Source organism: Neptunomonas marina (assembly GCF_004005935.1).
GTDB lineage: Bacteria > Pseudomonadota > Gammaproteobacteria > Pseudomonadales > Balneatricaceae > Neptunomonas > Neptunomonas marina.
The window spans coordinates 22050-37951 of sequence record NZ_SACQ01000012.1 but is presented as its reverse complement, the minus strand read 5'-3'; the positions used below and the strand labels follow the sequence as shown (position 1 = coordinate 37951).

Sequence of the window (15902 nt, the reverse complement as noted above, 5' to 3'; positions counted from 1 at the left end):
TTCAAATAGGAGTAAATCGCACACTATGCATCAGCTCTGTAAAGCAACCGATATCGCAGCAGGCAGCGCCAAGGGATTCGAGGTCGAGGCACACGCGCTGTTTGTGGTTAATCAAGGTGGGGATTTCTTCGCTTATCTGAACAACTGCCCACACCGTGGCATTCGTCTCGAATGGCAACCGGATCAGTTTCTCGACTACGAGCGTAACTTTATTCAGTGCGCCACCCACGGCGCACTCTTCTCAGTAGAGAACGGTGAGTGCATTGCTGGCCCCTGTCCGGGCGAGAAACTGACAGCGTTGGCGTGCACCCTGAAAGATGGGCAGCTATGGGTCGAGCTGCCCAAGGTAACCAGCTAGCCGATACGCTTGCGCAAACGCTCTAACGCCAACTCAATACGATCCAGCCCGGTGGTGTAGGAGAAGCGGATAAACTGATTCGCTCGGTAGGTGCCAAAGTCTAAACCGGGCGTCACCGCAACGTGATCCTCTTCTAACAGCGAGAAGCAGTAGCTGTACGTATCATCCGTTAGGTGAGAAGCATCCGCGTAAACGTAAAAAGCCCCCTCTGGCATTAGCGGAATACCGAAACCAAGCTCACGCAGCCCGTTAACCAAAAGATCCCGGCGCTTAGCAAACTCGGCTCGACGACGCTCAAATTCAGCGATGGAATCCGGTTCGAACGCAGCCAACGCTGCGTATTGGGAAACCGTTGGTGGCGAGATATAGAGGTTTTGCGCCAGCTTCTCAAGCTCTGGAACGGCTGCTTCTGGCGCGACAATCCAACCCAAGCGCCAGCCCGTCATACCGAAATACTTTGAGAAGCTATTTAGCACAAACGCATCAGGGTCGACTTCGAGCACACTGCTGGCATCAAAACCGTACGTCAGGCCATGGTAGAGCTCGTCAACTACTAAGGTGCCCCCCTGCTGTTTTACGGCGGCAGAGATACCTTTTAGCTCCTCTTTCGATAGTACCGAGCCGGTTGGGTTAGCCGGTGATGCCATCAACACACCCGCAGTATTTGCCTGCCACTGGGCCTCGATCATGGCGGGCGTCAGCTGAAAGTTATCGTCGGCGCTCACTGGGATGAGCTGCGCACGCGCTTCCATCATCCGCAAAAATTGGCGGTTACACGGATAGCCAGGGTCACTCATCATAAAGGTCGTGCCGGGGTCCGCCAGCAAACCGAACATCATCAATAGCGCCCCAGAGGCACCCGAAGTCACCACAACCCGCTCAGCAGGTATGTCTAGATTGTAGCGCTGCTTATAAAACGTTGCGATCGCTTGGCGCAGCTCAGGAATACCGGCAGCAGGAGTATACTGTGTGAGGCCTTGATCAATTGCGCGGTGAGCCGCCTCGCGCACGCGGGGCGCGGTGCCGAAATCAGGCTCACCTGCTTCCATATGCACTACATCATGGCCCTGAGCATCCAGCTCTTTGGCGCGCTTGAGTAGATCCATCACTTTGAAAGATTCGATTTCACGGGCCCGTCCAGTCCATCGACTATCCATTATTTACTCCTACTTTAGGTTAATGCGCCATTATACATAACTACCCCTATTGTTCCTCCCCAACACTAAATATCACCCTCGCGTGGTCAAGAAGTGGAACCGAGCAGCGGTTAATTCTCCCTTTATTTTTTGCCAAACAGGGCTAGCCTAAACTAAGGTGTTCTGGTAATTTCTCCAACCTTCCATTTTCTGGAAGTCTTGGAATTTAACGGTATTGAATTGCAGATCGCTGATGATCTAAGCAATTTCGGAGAAGTGAGGCACGCTATGCCAAACACTAACGAATCACAGTTCAGTCACTTTGAGCCATACAACCCGGCTGAAGGTGAGGAATACATGAATGAAGCTCAAAAGGACCATTTCCGCCAAATTCTGACGACATGGAAGCAGCAGTTGATGGAAGAGGTGGATAGCACCATTCATCACCTCCAAGAAGAAGCTGCCAACTTTGCCGATCCGAGTGATCGTGCTAGTCAGGAAGAGGAATTCAGCCTTGAACTACGTACCCGTGATCGGGAGCGTAAGCTGATCAAGAAGATCAACGAGGCGATGGAAAGTATCGATGAAGACGACTACGGCTACTGCGAAACTTGCGGTATCGAGATCGGGATTCGTCGTCTAGAAGCTCGACCTACAGCAACCATGTGCATCGATTGCAAAACACTTGCTGAAATTAAAGAGAAGCAAGTCGGCTCCTAAGACGCTTGCTAACCTAAGGGCAAGTTCGGTAACACGCACCGGTTTGCCCTCTCGATACGTATGTATATAGGACGTTTTGCGCCTTCGCCGACGGGCCCGCTCCACTTCGGCTCTTTGCTTGCTGCGCTCGCAAGTTTCCTTGACGCTCGCCATCATCAAGGCAAGTGGCTACTTCGCATTGAAGATATCGACCCGCCTCGCTCTGTACCCGCAGCCATCCACCGCATCCCTGAAACACTCAGCGCCTTTGGTTTGGAGTGGGATGGTGAGATCAGCCACCAGAGCAACCATCACCTGCGCTATGAAACAGCACTCCACCAGCTGCAGGAAAACCAGTGTTGCTACTACTGCACCTGTTCACGCAAAATGGTTGCGCAACGGCATGCAGGCGTTGGTTATGATCGGTTTTGCCGCACCCAGCAGCACACCGGCGGCGCAGTGCGCTTTATCTCCTCTAATGCTGAGCTAATCTGGCACGACGCTATTCAGGGCAAACGGACACATGCCCCAGCCAGTATTGAAGATTTCCTATTGCGTCGCCGCGATGCACTGTGGGCCTACCACCTCGCAGTCGTTGTTGATGATGCTGCAGCGGGCATAACGCATGTGGTGCGCGGTTACGACCTCATCGACGAAACCGCCAAGCAAATTCTGCTCCAGCAAGCGCTTCATTACCAAACACCCAGCTATGCCCATATTCCCATCGTCACCACTACCAACGGCCAAAAGTTAAGCAAGCAGAACTTAGCCAAACCCCTTGATCTCTCCTGTGTCAGCGAGCAGATCGCTGCCGCATTGGCATTTCTTGGACACCCTTTGCCTGAATCATTATTGCGCGCAGCGCCTCAAGCGCAGTTGCGCTGGGCAACGGAACACTGGTCAATGGAGCGTATTCCTAAGCGCGCTGCCATGGCATGGCCGGGGGTTTAGCTGTGTATTCCCATCGCGCCATTTTATTGATCATCATGGCATGCTGGCTGTTTTTACCCGCCATTTTTGAGTGGTGGCTGGCGCTTGATCACGCCCTGGTGATGACATTTGGCTGCTGGCTATTCTTCATCGTTATTGTCGTACTCGCGGAGCTGCGAAGGGAGGACCTATGAGCTTTTCAGTCGCAGGCCTATTTCTGATTGTTACTGTTTATCTACTGGTGTTGTTTGGAATCGCTTACGCATCTGAGCGGGAAATTATCCCCAGACGCATCGCTCAGCACCCGTGGGTTCATACGTTATCTTTTGGCGCCTATGCCAGTATATGGACCTTTTATGGTGCATTCGCGACCATCGAAACGGATGGTTTACAGTTTCTATCATCATATTTGGGTGGCAGCGCTGCTTTTTTACTGGCACCAGTGCTGTTTATCCCAATTTTCCATATCACTAACCGATACAAACTCAGCTCACTAGCCGACCTATTTGCTTTTCGCTTTCGCAGCGGCTTCGTTGGCACCCTCACCACTTGCGTGCTGTTTCTCGCCACATTGCCCCTGATTTCGATCCAGATCCAGGCTATCGCGGATGTGCTCCACCAGCTAAATAATGAGTTTTCAACGCTCGAGATCGCCACTGCCTTTTGTCTTTTAATCGCGCTCTTTGCGCTGCTGTTTGGCGCCCGACATCCTTCCATGCGATCTCGTAACCGAGGCTTGGTGATGGCTATCGCCGCAAACTCTGTTTTCAAGCTTGGCGCGCTACTGGGCATCGCTGGCTATCTGCTGTGGGAAGTGCTCAACGGGCCAGCCGCAACAGTGGAGTGGATTCACACAAACGCCCACTTTATTGAGAACATCCAAGCCGGTGGCGAAGGTTCAACGTGGCGTACTCTCTTAATGGCATTCTTTACCTCAACACTAGCCATGCCACATATGTTCCATCTTGCCTTTACTGAGAACCGCTCAGCGGAAAGCTTACACAAGGCCTCTTGGGGCATGCCACTCTATCTACTGCTGCTAGCGCTGTGTGTACCGATTATCGTATTTGCCGGCTATGAGCTGGGGATTATGGAATCTTCCTCGTTGCTGCTGTTTAACATCGGCTATCTAATGCACCAAGATTGGATGATCGTGCTCGCCCTGATGGGAGGATTATCAGCCGCCAGCGGCATCATTATCGTTGCAGCGATTTCGCTAGCTTCTATGCTGCAAAACCACGTTATCTTGCCCTTTGCCGATACCCCCGAAAATATTCGTTTTTACTCTTGGCTGCTCTGGCTAAGACGCGCCCTTATTCTTGCAGTCATTTTTGCAAGCTTCCTTTTCTACACCAAAGTGGGCGTGCACTTAGAACCTAAGCTGCTGGGCCTGAGTGCTTTCGTCGCGTTCCTACAGTTTTTGCCAGGTTTAATCGCGATACTCTTTTGGCTGGGTGCGACTCGCCTCGGCTTCATCAGCGGCCTGCTAGCCGGTATGGCCAGTTGGATGATCACAACCTTCTATCCAGCAGCACTCAAAGATGTCGGGATTGATGAGCTTAACTGGGAGTCATCGGCCATCTTTGCACTGGTGATCAATACACTGCTCTTTGTTGTGATTTCACGCATTTCAAAGCCACATTCAGATGAGGCGCGCGCAGCCGAATCCTGTTTGCTTAACACGATGGACTCCCCCCGCGAGATCCAGCGCCCCTCTTTCACGCCAAACGATGTTATTCACATCCTGACACCCAAGCTTGGCGAGGGCGCAGCTCGACGGGAACTTCACCATGCGCTGCAACGCCTAGGAGTTGATCGCGAGCACTTAGCACCACTTGATTTACTGCGCCTGCGTAACACACTGGAACAAAACTTATCTGCGCTTATCGGCCCCGTTGAAGCAGCGACTATTTTAGAGCCCTTGAGTAAAAGCTCTTCTGAGAAGTCATTCCAAGCCCGTGATATCCACTTACTGGAAACTCACTTAGAGACTTACCAAGCACGACTCAGCGGCCTTGCGGTCGAGCTAGACGAGCTGCGCCGCTACCACCGGACTACGCTAGAAAAGCTCCCTATCGGCGCATTTACCATCGCCCCATCACAGCACATCCTCTTTTGGAACAATGAGATGGCAAAGCTAACGGGGCTAGCACCACACGCGACCACAGACCGCGCCCTAAGTGACTTGCCCGCGCCATGGAATGAACTTCTGCCCAGCTTTATCGAGGAGGAGGACAATCACACCACCGAGCGCGAAGTAATAGTTGAAGGCCACAGCTATTGGTTAACTCTGCATAAAAGCCCCCTTTCAGACAGCCCTGATAGCTCGATCGTTGTTTTGGTCGAAGATGGCACAGAGCAGCATTTGCTCACTGATCGCCTCGCTCATAGTGAGCGCTTATCCTCCATTGGCCGCTTTGCAGCGGGTGTTGCCCACGAGATTGGTAATCCTGTGACAGGGATCGCTTGCCTTGCGCAAAACTTATCACTAGAGACCGATGACCCCGAAATTCTCCACGCCGGTGATGAGATCATCGAGCAAACCAAGCGCATCAGCCGTATTGTGCAATCGTTAGTGCGCTTTGCTCATACCGGCCAAACCATCAATGATGTGCAGTTTGAACGCTTCTCACTAAATGATGCGATCGATGAGGCGGTGCACCTTGTCTCGCTTGATTCGCACGCACGAGACCAGCAGTTCATCAAGCTATTAGGAGGAGAGCTAGAGATCGACGGTGATCCTCAGTTGATTCTCCAAGTACTGGTGAATGTGCTCAATAACGCCTGCGATGCATCACCGGCCAAAAGCACCATTTGGATTCGGGCCGAGTCTCAAGATCAGCGCGTAAAGCTCTCGATTACAGATGAAGGCGCAGGTATTCCCGCAGAAGCAAAAGATAAGATATTCGAGCCGTTCTTTACCACCAAAGAACCCGGAAAAGGTACCGGCTTGGGTCTACCATTGGTGTACAATATTCTCACTGAACATTATGGTAGTATTGAATTAATAAGCCCCGCCAATAAAAAGCAGAACAAAGGCACACAGGTGTTAATCACCTTACCGGGCTCCAGACCGGAAACAGGTCGTGTTTTGGAGAGTAGGTAGTTAACCATGAGCCGCATTCTGATTGTAGAGGATGAACAAGTCATCCGCTCTGCGCTTCGGCGCCTGTTAGAAAAACATAACTATGACGTGAGTGACGCCGGTGCCGTAGACGAGGCCGTTGCGCAATTTTCACTCACAGATTTTGACCTCATCATCAGTGATCTTCGATTACCAGGCGCACCTGGCACGGACCTGATCAAGCTAGCCGGTCACGTACCCGTACTGATCATGACCAGCTATGGCAGCATGCGCTCCGCCGTTGATGCGATGAAGCTCGGCGCTAAGGACTATATCGCCAAACCGTTTAACCATGACGAGATGCTGGAAACCATCGCAGCGCTACTCGCAACGGCGTCTGAAGAACCTGTAGAGACACCAGCAGCAGACAGCAGCAGTGTCGAACCGAGTCATAACCTACCCTTCATCGGCCAGTGCGAGCCGATGCAGGCGCTATTTGGCCGCATCGCTAAAGTCGCGCGTACTGACGCGACCGTACTGATTTTAGGTGAGTCAGGCACAGGTAAAGAGCTGGCCGCACGCGCTATTCATGATCAAAGCCCACGAGCTCAAGCCCCCATGATCTCGGTAAACTGCGCTGCGATCCCTGAAACGCTGATCGAGTCAGAGCTGTTCGGTCACGAAAAAGGCTCATTTACCGGTGCCAATAGCGCGCGCAGCGGTCTGATCGAAGCGGCTGATGGCGGTACGCTTTTCCTAGATGAGATAGGCGAGTTGCCATTAGAAGCCCAAGCACGCTTGTTACGCTTCTTACAGGAAAGCGAGATTCGTAAAGTTGGCTCAGTACAATCGAAGAAGGTCAATGTTCGCTTGATAGCGGCCACTCACCGAAATCTGAAAGAGCTGGCACGTGCTGGCGAGTTCCGTGAGGACCTCTATTATCGGCTTTACGTTATGGAGCTGAAGATGCCTCCCTTGCGCAATCGCGGCGAGGACATCATTGAACTGGCCGAAAAGTTTTTGGCAGATGCCTGCGAGCGCATGGCCTGCCCTACCCTTTCGCTCAGCCCAGAGAGTCGCGCCATGATGCTGGCGTACAACTGGCCGGGCAACGTGCGCGAACTTGAAAACGCGATTGAGCGGGCTGTTATCCTCGCAGACACAAATAGCATCACACCGGACCTACTCGGCCTAGATATCGACGCTAAACTCACGCTGGACCAGCTAGAGTCTCGTTTCGTGGAGCATGAACCACAGCAAGAGCAAGTGGTGAATGCCGGCGCACAACGCCAACCTCAGCAGGGATTATCACTAGATGACTACTTCCAACGCTTTGTGCTTGAGCATCAAGACCAAATGAGTGAAACCGAGCTTGCTAAAAAGCTGGGCGTCAGCCGTAAGTGCTTGTGGGAGCGCCGCCAAAAGTTGGGAATTCCACGCAAACCGAAGGGGTAACACTCGGTAACACTGTTACCCAAAGTGTTACCTTTGGAAACATTTTGTTACGTTACCGTGCTTAGCATAGATAAGAAAAAGCACCAAAAAAAATAAAAACCTTAAAAAACAAACACTTAAAAAAACTGGCACACCAACTGCTTTATCTATGGTGTACAAACAACAAAAATCAGACTTTTAAACACAAACCATTAATAAAAATAAAAATAGGCAGCGTGTCGGAAAGTTAACTACCTCGAATAATAATAAAAATGAGGCTTAAACAGTGCTGATCGCCAGATGAAGTAAACACAACATCCGGCAAAATAATAACAATAGGGTTAGGCTACTTGCAGCTCGCGATCAGCTCTACATCTCCTTTCTTATTTCACTTATTCGATTATCTTCTCTGCGCTTACTGTCCCCCCTTTTCAGTGTTATGATGCGCGCCATTCAAATTGTAAGCGGATAAGTCTTAAACATGCCGAAGCGTTTAATTCAGAAAATTACGGGCTTTCTTAGCCAGAAACGCACCTCTCAAACCGAAGCCACCGTCCGCCCACCAGCACCCAAAGCTGATGTAGTCGAGAAGACGAACGTAATTGAGACGCTTGCCAATGGCGCGGTTGTGATACCTGAAGATATCCATCAAATTCGCCGCAAGTTTCTGGACGATAACGCCACAAAAGTGGTCTACCGCTTAACAGACCAAGGCCATGAAGCCTATCTAGTGGGTGGTTGTATTCGCGACCTTTTACTAAAGAAGCGTCCTAAGGATTTTGATGTCGCGACCAGCGCACACCCTGAGCAAGCTCACGAGCTGTTTAAACGCTCACGTTTGATTGGCCGCCGCTTCAAACTACTCCATGTGCGCTTTGGGCGTGAAATTATCGAAGTTGCAACCTTCCGCGCAGATCATGACAGTGCGAAGAAGCAAAGCGACAACCATGGTAAGCAAGCTGATTCTGGTTTAATCCTGCGTGACAACGTTTACGGCTCGATTGAAGACGATGCCATTCGCCGCGATTTCACCATCAATGCGTTGTATTACTGCGTTAACAGCCACAAAATTTATGACTTCACGCAAGGCTATGAGGATTTAAACGCTAAGAAAATCCGCATGATTGGCGACCCAGAAAGCCGCTATCGTGAAGACCCTGTGCGCATGCTTCGCGCTATTCGCTTTGCCGCGAAACTGAAGTTTTCCATCGAGCCTCAAACTGAAGCACCTATCCGCGAACTGTCGGGTTTGCTACAAGGTATCGCCCCTGCACGCCTATTTGACGAAGTACTGAAACTGTTCCAATCCGGGCATGCCGTTGGTTCATTTACACTATTAAGAGAGTACGATCTTTTCGTACAACTCTTACCGGGCGTTGAAGCTGCGCTTCAGCAAGACGATAGCGGTTTAGTGGAGTCGTTGATTGTTGCTGGGCTGAAAAATACCGACCGCCGCATCAATCAACGTAAGAGTGTTACACCAGCCTTTTTATACGCGACCATGCTCTGGCACCCGCTGCAAACACGGATGCAAGCGCTGCGCGATGCGGATAGCAAAATGCCGGTGCTGGCAGCCCTGCATGCCGCTGCGAACGATGTTTTAGCTGAGCAGGTAAAACGTACAGCGATTCCACGCCGCTTCTCTACACCGATCCGAGAGATTTGGGAGTTACAGCTGCGCCTACCGAGACGCCATGGTAATCGAGCCCAACAAACGCTCGATCATCCGCGCTTTCGCGCAGCGTATGACCTTTTACTCCTACGCGAACAAAGTGGTGAGTCCCTAGACAACTTAGGTGAGTGGTGGACAGAGTTTCAATCGGCTAACAGTGAGCGTAAAGAGGAGATGGTGAACGCCATCCCTACCGACAAGAGCGCACGCTCGCCTCGCAAGCCACGTCGTCGCAGCAGAGCAAAAAATGACCCAAGAAACAAAACATCGTAAGTGCTATATCGGCTTAGGCAGCAATTTAGATGATCCTATTGCACAAGTGACGCGTGCTTTTGCGGAGCTTGCGCAGCTCCCCAATTGCACACTCCTTGCTCAATCGAGCATCTACCGGTCCGATCCAGTCGGACCTCAAGACCAGCCCGACTTTATTAACGCTGTCGCGCTGCTCGAAACGACGCTCGCACCTGAGCAGCTCTTGGATGCCTTGCAAGCGATAGAGCAACAACACCGCCGGATACGTAAACAACACTGGGGCCCAAGGACGCTTGATCTCGATATTATTCTCTTCGGCGAAGCGGTGATAGATACTGAGCGTTTACAAGTACCTCACCCATTCGCGACCCAGCGTAACTTCGTGCTTTGGCCAATGGCAGAGATTAATAGCGAGTTAATCTTCCCCCCTCAGCGGCCAATAAGTGATCTATTAGTAGCATGCCCTGTGGGCACACTCGAGAAGATATCGGTATAATCACTTACGAAATTAGCTTTTCTAAAACAGATTTGAGTTGCCTATGAACAAAGTCACATTACATACATTATCCGCTTGCAAGAAAGCAGGTGAGAAATTCGCTGTACTTACGGCATATGACGCGTGTTTCGCGCACGCCGTTAGCGAAGCTGGGGTAGAGGTGATTCTGGTAGGCGATTCTCTGGGTATGGTTCTACAAGGCCAAGACAGTACCCTACCGGTTACAATGGAAGAGATGGCATATCACACGGCTTGTGTTACCCGTGGTAACCAAGGCTCTATGGTGATGGCTGACCTGCCGTTTATGAGCTATGCCACGCCTGAGCAAACGATGGAAAACGCCGCGCAATTAATGCAAGCAGGTGCTCACATCGTCAAGCTTGAGGGCGGTGCTTGGCTGGCCGAAAGCGTAACGCTGCTATCTGAGCGCGGCGTCCCAACTTGCGTCCATTTAGGGCTGACTCCACAAGCCGTTAACAAGCTAGGGGGTTACAAAGTCCAAGGGCGTGATCGCGATAGCGCCAAGCAGATGATCGAAGATGCCGTGCGTTTAGAGCAAGCAGGTGCCAGCCTACTACTGCTAGAGTGCGTACCATCGCTGTTGGCTGAGGAAGTCACGCAAGCTGTAGACATCCCGGTTATCGGTATCGGTGCCGGAGCACAAACAGATGCTCAAGTACTCGTCCTGCATGACATGCTAGGTTTAACGCCAGGCCGCTCGCCTAAGTTTGTCAAAAACTTCATGGCAGATGCTAGCTCAGTCCAAGAAGCGCTCGTAGCCTACGCTACAGCGGTCAAAGAGGGGAGTTTCCCTCAAGCAGAACACAGCTTCGAATAAGTCCTATGCAAACATTTCACTCAACGGAACAGCTCCGTAGCGTGCTGGCGGCTGAACGTGCCGCTGGCAAGCGTATTGGTCTCGTTCCCACTATGGGAAACCTGCATGCAGGGCACATCGCTCTTGTTGAGCAGGCACTGGAAGAGTCCGATATTGTTGTCGCGACAATCTTTGTAAATCCGCTGCAATTCGCAGCCGGTGAAGATCTCGATAAGTACCCACGCACGCTAGCTGATGATCAGCAAAAGTTGATTGCTGCAGGCTGTCACTACCTGTTCGCCCCCACCGAGGCGGAGGTATATCCAGACGGACGCGAAAAGCAAACCATGGTTGAAGTACCCGAGGTTTCAGACCTCTACTGTGGCGCGAGCCGTCCTGGTCACTTCCAAGGCGTTGCCACCATTGTTTGCAAACTGTTTGGTATGGTGCAGCCTGATATCGCCGTCTTTGGCGAGAAAGACTACCAGCAGCTCTACGTTATCCGCCGCATGACAAGAGACCTAAGTCTGCCTATTGAGATTCAGGGTTCTCCCATCGTGCGCAATGAGGCGGGCTTAGCACTAAGCTCCCGTAATGGGTACCTCAGTGCTGACGAGATGGAGCGTGCTACCGCTCTTAATCAAGTGCTGAAGCGTACTCGTGACGCAATCGTCGCTGGTCACCGCCACTACACGGAGCTAGAAGAAAGTGCTCAAAAGCAGCTCGAAGAGGTTGGCTTTAAGCGCGACTATTTCGTGATCGTGCGCCAGTCAGACCTACTTCCTGCGAATGAGAACGACCAACAGCTGGTGATTCTAGCCGCCGCTTATATGGGACCTGCCCGCCTACTCGACAATCAGGTCGTTAACCTTTAGTCCCCTTCCCTCTCCATAAGGGCCTTGCTAACGTCTATTGTGAGTCACTGATAAGCTTCAGAGACTTGCAATAGACACGTCTCTACCGCACACTGAGCGTCTTGTTGCACTGCAACATAGCGGTAGGTCGAATAGTATGGGCTCGGATGTTTTTGCACTTCGCAATAATTGAGTCACTTATTCTGCATACACTCACCCTTTTTAGGGACCATAGAACTTGTTTGAAATGAGGCAAAAACATGCGTGATGTCGTTATTGTTGCCGCTGGACGTACAGCGGTCGGAGCATTCAATGGATCGTTGGCAAAAGTTTCCGCATCGGATCTTGGCGCAACGGTACTCAAAGGCTTGCTAGAGCAGACGAAGATCGACCCAGCTCAAATCGATGAGGTGATCCTCGGCCAAGTATTGACCGCAGGTTGTGGCCAAAACCCAGCACGTCAAGCGCTTATCAATGCGGGTATTCCACAGGAAGTTTCTGCCCTCACTATCAACAAAGTCTGCGGTTCTGGCCTAAAAGCCGTGCAGATGGCAGCGCAAGCGATCCGCTGCGGCGATGCTGACATCATCATCGCAGGTGGCCAAGAGAACATGAGCCAATCACCTCACGTATTGCCAAACTCACGTAACGGCGCACGCATGGGTGACTGGAAAATGGTCGATACCATGATCACCGATGGCCTATGGGACGCGTTCAACAACTACCATATGGGCATTACAACGGAGAACATCGTTGAGAAATACGGTTTCTCACGTGAAGAACAAGACACCTTTGCCACTGCATCTCAAAACAAAGCTGAAGCGGCTGTGACGGCTGGTAAGTTCAAAGATGAGATCATCCCAGTCGTGATCCCGCAGCGTAAAGGTGATCCGGTTGTGTTCGACACTGACGAGCAACCGCGTTTTGGCTGTACGGTTGATGCGCTGGCGAAACTACGCCCAGCCTTCAAAAAAGATGGCACTGTCACAGCGGGTAACGCATCAACCATCAACGATGGCGCAGCAGCGGTTATCGTATGCTCTGCAGACAAAGCAGCTGAGCTTGGTTTACCTGTTCTAGCACGTATTAGCGCTTACGCTTCTGCGGGTGTTGATCCAGCAATCATGGGCACAGGCCCAATCTGCGCGACTCAAAAAGCGCTAGAGAAGGCAGGTTGGAGCATCAACGACCTTGACCTCGTTGAAGCCAACGAAGCATTCGCTGCACAAGCGATGTCTGTAAATAAAGAGCTAGGCTGGAATACCGATATCGTTAACGTCAACGGCGGCGCAATTGCACTGGGCCACCCAATTGGTGCATCAGGCTGCCGTATTTTAGTCTCTCTCATTCATGAGATGGGCCGCCGCGATGCGAAAAAAGGCATGGCTACGCTATGTATCGGCGGTGGTATGGGAACCTCTTTGGCGATTGAGCGCGACTAAACCGGCTCTCGACTGACCCATATAAAAAACCGCAGTCTTAACTGCGGTTTTTTTGCCTGTGAATCAGCGAACGGAGATGGCGCCTTTGCCAATCCCTTCAAACGCGTGCACTTCAATCGAGTCATCCGGAAAGACTGCTTTCACTTGCTCTGCTAAGTGTTCAGCGATCAACTCAACCGTTGTCTCAGTGTCGAGGTCATAGCAACGGCTCGCCGGTAAAGACAGCTCGAACTGCCCTTGAGGTGCCTGATAACAGTATGCATATACACCCGGCTTAGGGTCTGGTTGGCGGTGAGCCGTCGTCCCCAAATAGATATCTTGCCAGCGCTCTGCCCATTCGCGCTCTAACAGGCTATCGCGTTGCCCATTGCGGTAGATGTGCAATTGCGAGCGATGGCCGTGGGCGATACGCTGGCAGTTACCCTCGTGCTGCTGTAAACCATGGCTATAGTGATAGAAAGCGCCCTGCTCTGGCTCTGCAACAAAGTGCAGCTTAAGCCCCTTTACCTCACCAGGAAAAAGCGCTTTAAGTTTAGCCTCACACCACTGAGCCAAGCTTTGCGGCGTAATTTCAGGCGTTTCGACGGCGATGATCGCTTGCGCTGGCGACTGACAAACCAACGCTTCGCCCTCTTTATAGTGCCAAGTAAGCTGCGCTTGCTGGTCATGGTATTGCAAATCAGCTTGATCACTGCCCACAGGCACCAGCAAGACGTGGTCCGCAAACGTATCCATCCACTCCTTAACAACTTTCTTAACGATCCCAAAATCACAGATCATCCCTTGGTCATTCAAAGCACCATCTAGCTGCAGCTGTACCAGCCAAGATTCACCCATCAAGCCGCGCTCAGTATGCAGATAAGAGAAGTCGATATTGGTTAAGTTGTTAACAAAAAGTTTCACGATATTCCGCCTCAATTAGAAGCCGACTATTCTACTCGGAATTGACTACAAAGGCAGCATTTACGCTGACAAAAGCGCTATAATGGCGCTTTTTCAAGGCGAGACAAACAGCTCATGCGCATCGATAAATACCTTTCTCAATCCACTGGTTTTTCCCGTAAAGATATCAAGCGCATGATGCATAAAGACCGCGTCGAAGTGAACGGCAAGGCGCTGCGTGATAGCAGCTACAAGCTCAGCGAAGATGATGTGGTCACCTTGGATGATCGCGAGATATCTGCACCTAAACCGCGTTACTTCATGCTCTACAAACCTCAGGGTTATGTTTGCTCAAGTGATGACGGCACGCACCCAACCATTAACGGCTTGCTAATCGATGAAGTCCGCCCAGAAGAGTTGCACTTAGCGGGTCGCTTAGATGTGGATACCACAGGGCTTGTGCTGATTACAGATGACGGACAGTGGTCCCATAAGATTACATCGCCGCGCCACCAATGCAGCAAACGTTATCACGTGGTGACCGCCGACCCTATTCCTGAGGAGGCGATTGACACCTTCGCCACTGGCATCTTGCTGCAGGGCGAGAAAGAGCCCACCAAGCCTGCTGCACTCGAGATTTTAGCGAACCACGAGGCCTATCTCACACTGACTGAGGGACGCTATCATCAGGTGAAACGTATGTTTGCCGCTATTGGCAATCGCGTCGTGGAGCTACATCGTGACCGCATCGGTAGCATCGATCTCGATGAAGAGCTGCTGCCTGGTGAATATCGCCCACTCACGCAAGAAGAGATTGAGCGGGTGGTTGCATGAGCCGAGATAGCGCCTTCGCTCTATTGTTTGACGAGTTTCGCCAAATCAGCGCACCCGCTCTATGGTTGGTGGACGACAACCTTGATTTCGAAACACTGCCCGCGGTTAATCCCTCAGTCCATGCCTTCACTAACCGCTTTGATATCTACCAAGGCCTGACTGAACGTGGCTGGCAGTGCGATTTCTGCGACGGTCTAGAAAATGTCACGGCTAACCACTACCACACGGCTCTTATACGAATCCCGAAAGAGAAAGCGCGTGCCCATCACCTGATCAATCAAGCGGCAGCGAAATTAGTCGCTAATGGCAAGTTGATCATTACAGGCATGAAGCAAGAGGGAATCAAAGGCTTTATTGATCGGGCGGCAAAAGCAGCACATAGCAGCGCAGAGAGTTGGAAAGCAGATAAACAAACATGGGCTGCTGCTGTAACGATTAACCAATTCACGCCGCTGGACGACCAGGACTATCTCACCCTACGCCAAGCCCCTCGCGATGAGAGCTTTCACTTCTGGAGCAAGCCCGGCGTATTTGGCTGGGATAAGATCGATAAAGGCAGCGCTTTGCTTGTCGAACACTTACGCACACTAAGCGCAGGGGTGGAGATCAAATCACTATTGGATCTTGGCTGTGGCTACGGCTACCTAAGCTTACATAGCCATCGTTTGCTCGGTGCACATATCAGCGCCACAGACAACAACGCAGCAGCTGTAGCAGCTTGCCGGGAGAACTTCGCGCAGTTCAATACGCTTGGCGAGGTTATCGCCTCCGATTGTGGCAAGAGTATTGAATCCCGCTTTGATGCCGTTATCTGTAATCCACCGTTTCATAGTGGCTTTGGTATCAGTGGCGACCTGACTGAGCGGTTTATTCAAAGTGCTGCTCGACACCTCACCTCTGAAGGCGTGGCGATTTTTGTCACCAACTTACATATCGGGCTTGAACGCAAGGCGCAACCCTACTTCCAAGAGATCGCCACACCCGTTGTAACCGAGCACTTCAAACTGATTAGGCTACGCCAGCCCCGTTAAT

15 protein-coding genes are annotated in these 15902 nt (G+C 51.5%); 13 read left to right on the top strand and 2 right to left on the bottom strand.

All coding sequences use genetic code 11. From position 1 onward, the window contains the following. Positions 1-25 precede the first annotated feature (25 nt). A complete protein-coding gene (locus tag EOE65_RS17265) occupies positions 26-358 on the top strand; it encodes a Rieske (2Fe-2S) protein (protein ID WP_127696051.1) in 333 nt (110 codons plus the stop codon). On the opposite strand, the gene EOE65_RS17260 is transcribed toward EOE65_RS17265, so the two are convergent. Further along, positions 355-1515 (bottom strand): pyridoxal phosphate-dependent aminotransferase, encoded by a 1161-nt coding sequence (locus EOE65_RS17260; protein WP_127696049.1) that lies wholly within the window; start codon positions 1513-1515, stop codon positions 355-357. The genes EOE65_RS17265 and EOE65_RS17260 overlap by 4 nt on opposite strands. Before the next feature lie 267 nt (positions 1516-1782). Between EOE65_RS17260 and dksA the strand changes: the two genes are divergently transcribed. From dksA to EOE65_RS17215, 10 genes are all read left to right on the top strand, one after another. Continuing rightward, the gene (gene dksA / locus EOE65_RS17255; protein ID WP_127696047.1) at positions 1783-2214 is read left to right on the top strand and encodes an RNA polymerase-binding protein DksA; all 432 of its coding nucleotides are present in this window, start codon (positions 1783-1785) and stop codon (positions 2212-2214) included. 60 nt (positions 2215-2274) lie between these two features. After that, the gene (gluQRS, locus tag EOE65_RS17250; RefSeq protein WP_127696045.1) at positions 2275-3144 is read left to right on the top strand and encodes a tRNA glutamyl-Q(34) synthetase GluQRS; all 870 of its coding nucleotides are present in this window, start codon (positions 2275-2277) and stop codon (positions 3142-3144) included. 2 nt (positions 3145-3146) lie between these two features. Beyond that, positions 3147-3317: a hypothetical protein gene (locus EOE65_RS18070; protein WP_164847154.1), complete on the top strand. Its 171-nt coding sequence runs from the start codon at positions 3147-3149 to the stop codon at positions 3315-3317. Then, a complete protein-coding gene (locus EOE65_RS17245) occupies positions 3314-6229 on the top strand; it encodes an ATP-binding protein (RefSeq protein WP_127696043.1) in 2916 nt (971 codons plus the stop codon). Before EOE65_RS18070 ends, EOE65_RS17245 begins: the two co-directional genes overlap by 4 nt. A 6-nt stretch (positions 6230-6235) precedes the next feature. Next, positions 6236-7642: a sigma-54-dependent transcriptional regulator gene (locus tag EOE65_RS17240; RefSeq protein WP_127696041.1), complete on the top strand. Its 1407-nt coding sequence runs from the start codon at positions 6236-6238 to the stop codon at positions 7640-7642. A 460-nt stretch (positions 7643-8102) separates the two neighbouring features. Further along, positions 8103-9566, top strand: a complete 1464-nt coding sequence (gene pcnB / locus EOE65_RS17235) for a polynucleotide adenylyltransferase PcnB (RefSeq protein WP_127696039.1) — start codon at positions 8103-8105, stop codon at positions 9564-9566. Continuing rightward, positions 9541-10041 (top strand): 2-amino-4-hydroxy-6-hydroxymethyldihydropteridine diphosphokinase, encoded by a 501-nt coding sequence (folK, locus tag EOE65_RS17230; protein ID WP_127696037.1) that lies wholly within the window; start codon positions 9541-9543, stop codon positions 10039-10041. The genes pcnB and folK overlap by 26 nt, the downstream gene beginning before the upstream one ends. Positions 10042-10084: 43 nt before the next feature. Further along, the gene (gene panB, locus EOE65_RS17225; RefSeq protein WP_127696035.1) at positions 10085-10879 is read left to right on the top strand and encodes a 3-methyl-2-oxobutanoate hydroxymethyltransferase; all 795 of its coding nucleotides are present in this window, start codon (positions 10085-10087) and stop codon (positions 10877-10879) included. A gap of 5 nt (positions 10880-10884) precedes the next feature. Further along, the gene (gene panC / locus EOE65_RS17220) at positions 10885-11733 is read left to right on the top strand and encodes a pantoate--beta-alanine ligase (RefSeq protein WP_127696033.1); all 849 of its coding nucleotides are present in this window, start codon (positions 10885-10887) and stop codon (positions 11731-11733) included. Between the two features lie 239 nt (positions 11734-11972). Further along, on the top strand, positions 11973-13154 hold the full coding sequence (locus EOE65_RS17215) for an acetyl-CoA C-acetyltransferase (RefSeq protein ID WP_127696031.1): 1182 nt from the start codon (positions 11973-11975) through the stop codon (positions 13152-13154). Between the two features lie 63 nt (positions 13155-13217). Here EOE65_RS17215 and EOE65_RS17210 read toward each other — a convergent pair whose 3' ends face one another. Next, the gene (locus EOE65_RS17210) at positions 13218-14057 is read right to left on the bottom strand and encodes a 6-carboxytetrahydropterin synthase (protein WP_127696029.1); all 840 of its coding nucleotides are present in this window, start codon (positions 14055-14057) and stop codon (positions 13218-13220) included. Between the two features lie 114 nt (positions 14058-14171). Here EOE65_RS17210 and rsuA point away from each other — a divergent pair, with 114 nt between their 5' ends. Further along, on the top strand, positions 14172-14870 hold the full coding sequence (rsuA, locus tag EOE65_RS17205) for a 16S rRNA pseudouridine(516) synthase RsuA (protein WP_127696027.1): 699 nt from the start codon (positions 14172-14174) through the stop codon (positions 14868-14870). Next, positions 14867-15901 (top strand): class I SAM-dependent methyltransferase, encoded by a 1035-nt coding sequence (locus tag EOE65_RS17200; RefSeq protein WP_127696025.1) that lies wholly within the window; start codon positions 14867-14869, stop codon positions 15899-15901. Before rsuA ends, EOE65_RS17200 begins: the two co-directional genes overlap by 4 nt. The last annotated feature ends 1 nt before the right edge of the window (position 15902 follow it).

What these genes read in the sequence shown, in the direction of transcription:
- EOE65_RS17265 (WP_127696051.1), top strand. Translation starts at nt 26, where the DNA reads ATGCATCAGCTCTGTAAAGCAACCGATATCGCAGCAGGCAGCGCCAAG.
- EOE65_RS17260 (WP_127696049.1), bottom strand. Translation starts at nt 1,515, where the DNA reads ATGGATAGTCGATGGACTGGACGGGCCCGTGAAATCGAATCTTTCAAA.
- dksA (WP_127696047.1), top strand. Translation starts at nt 1,783, where the DNA reads ATGCCAAACACTAACGAATCACAGTTCAGTCACTTTGAGCCATACAAC.
- gluQRS (WP_127696045.1), top strand. Translation starts at nt 2,275, where the DNA reads ATGTATATAGGACGTTTTGCGCCTTCGCCGACGGGCCCGCTCCACTTC.
- EOE65_RS17245 (WP_127696043.1), top strand. Translation starts at nt 3,314, where the DNA reads ATGAGCTTTTCAGTCGCAGGCCTATTTCTGATTGTTACTGTTTATCTA.
- EOE65_RS17240 (WP_127696041.1), top strand. Translation starts at nt 6,236, where the DNA reads ATGAGCCGCATTCTGATTGTAGAGGATGAACAAGTCATCCGCTCTGCG.
- pcnB (WP_127696039.1), top strand. Translation starts at nt 8,103, where the DNA reads ATGCCGAAGCGTTTAATTCAGAAAATTACGGGCTTTCTTAGCCAGAAA.
- folK (WP_127696037.1), top strand. Translation starts at nt 9,541, where the DNA reads ATGACCCAAGAAACAAAACATCGTAAGTGCTATATCGGCTTAGGCAGC.
- panB (WP_127696035.1), top strand. Translation starts at nt 10,085, where the DNA reads ATGAACAAAGTCACATTACATACATTATCCGCTTGCAAGAAAGCAGGT.
- panC (WP_127696033.1), top strand. Translation starts at nt 10,885, where the DNA reads ATGCAAACATTTCACTCAACGGAACAGCTCCGTAGCGTGCTGGCGGCT.
- EOE65_RS17215 (WP_127696031.1), top strand. Translation starts at nt 11,973, where the DNA reads ATGCGTGATGTCGTTATTGTTGCCGCTGGACGTACAGCGGTCGGAGCA.
- rsuA (WP_127696027.1), top strand. Translation starts at nt 14,172, where the DNA reads ATGCGCATCGATAAATACCTTTCTCAATCCACTGGTTTTTCCCGTAAA.
- EOE65_RS17200 (WP_127696025.1), top strand. Translation starts at nt 14,867, where the DNA reads ATGAGCCGAGATAGCGCCTTCGCTCTATTGTTTGACGAGTTTCGCCAA.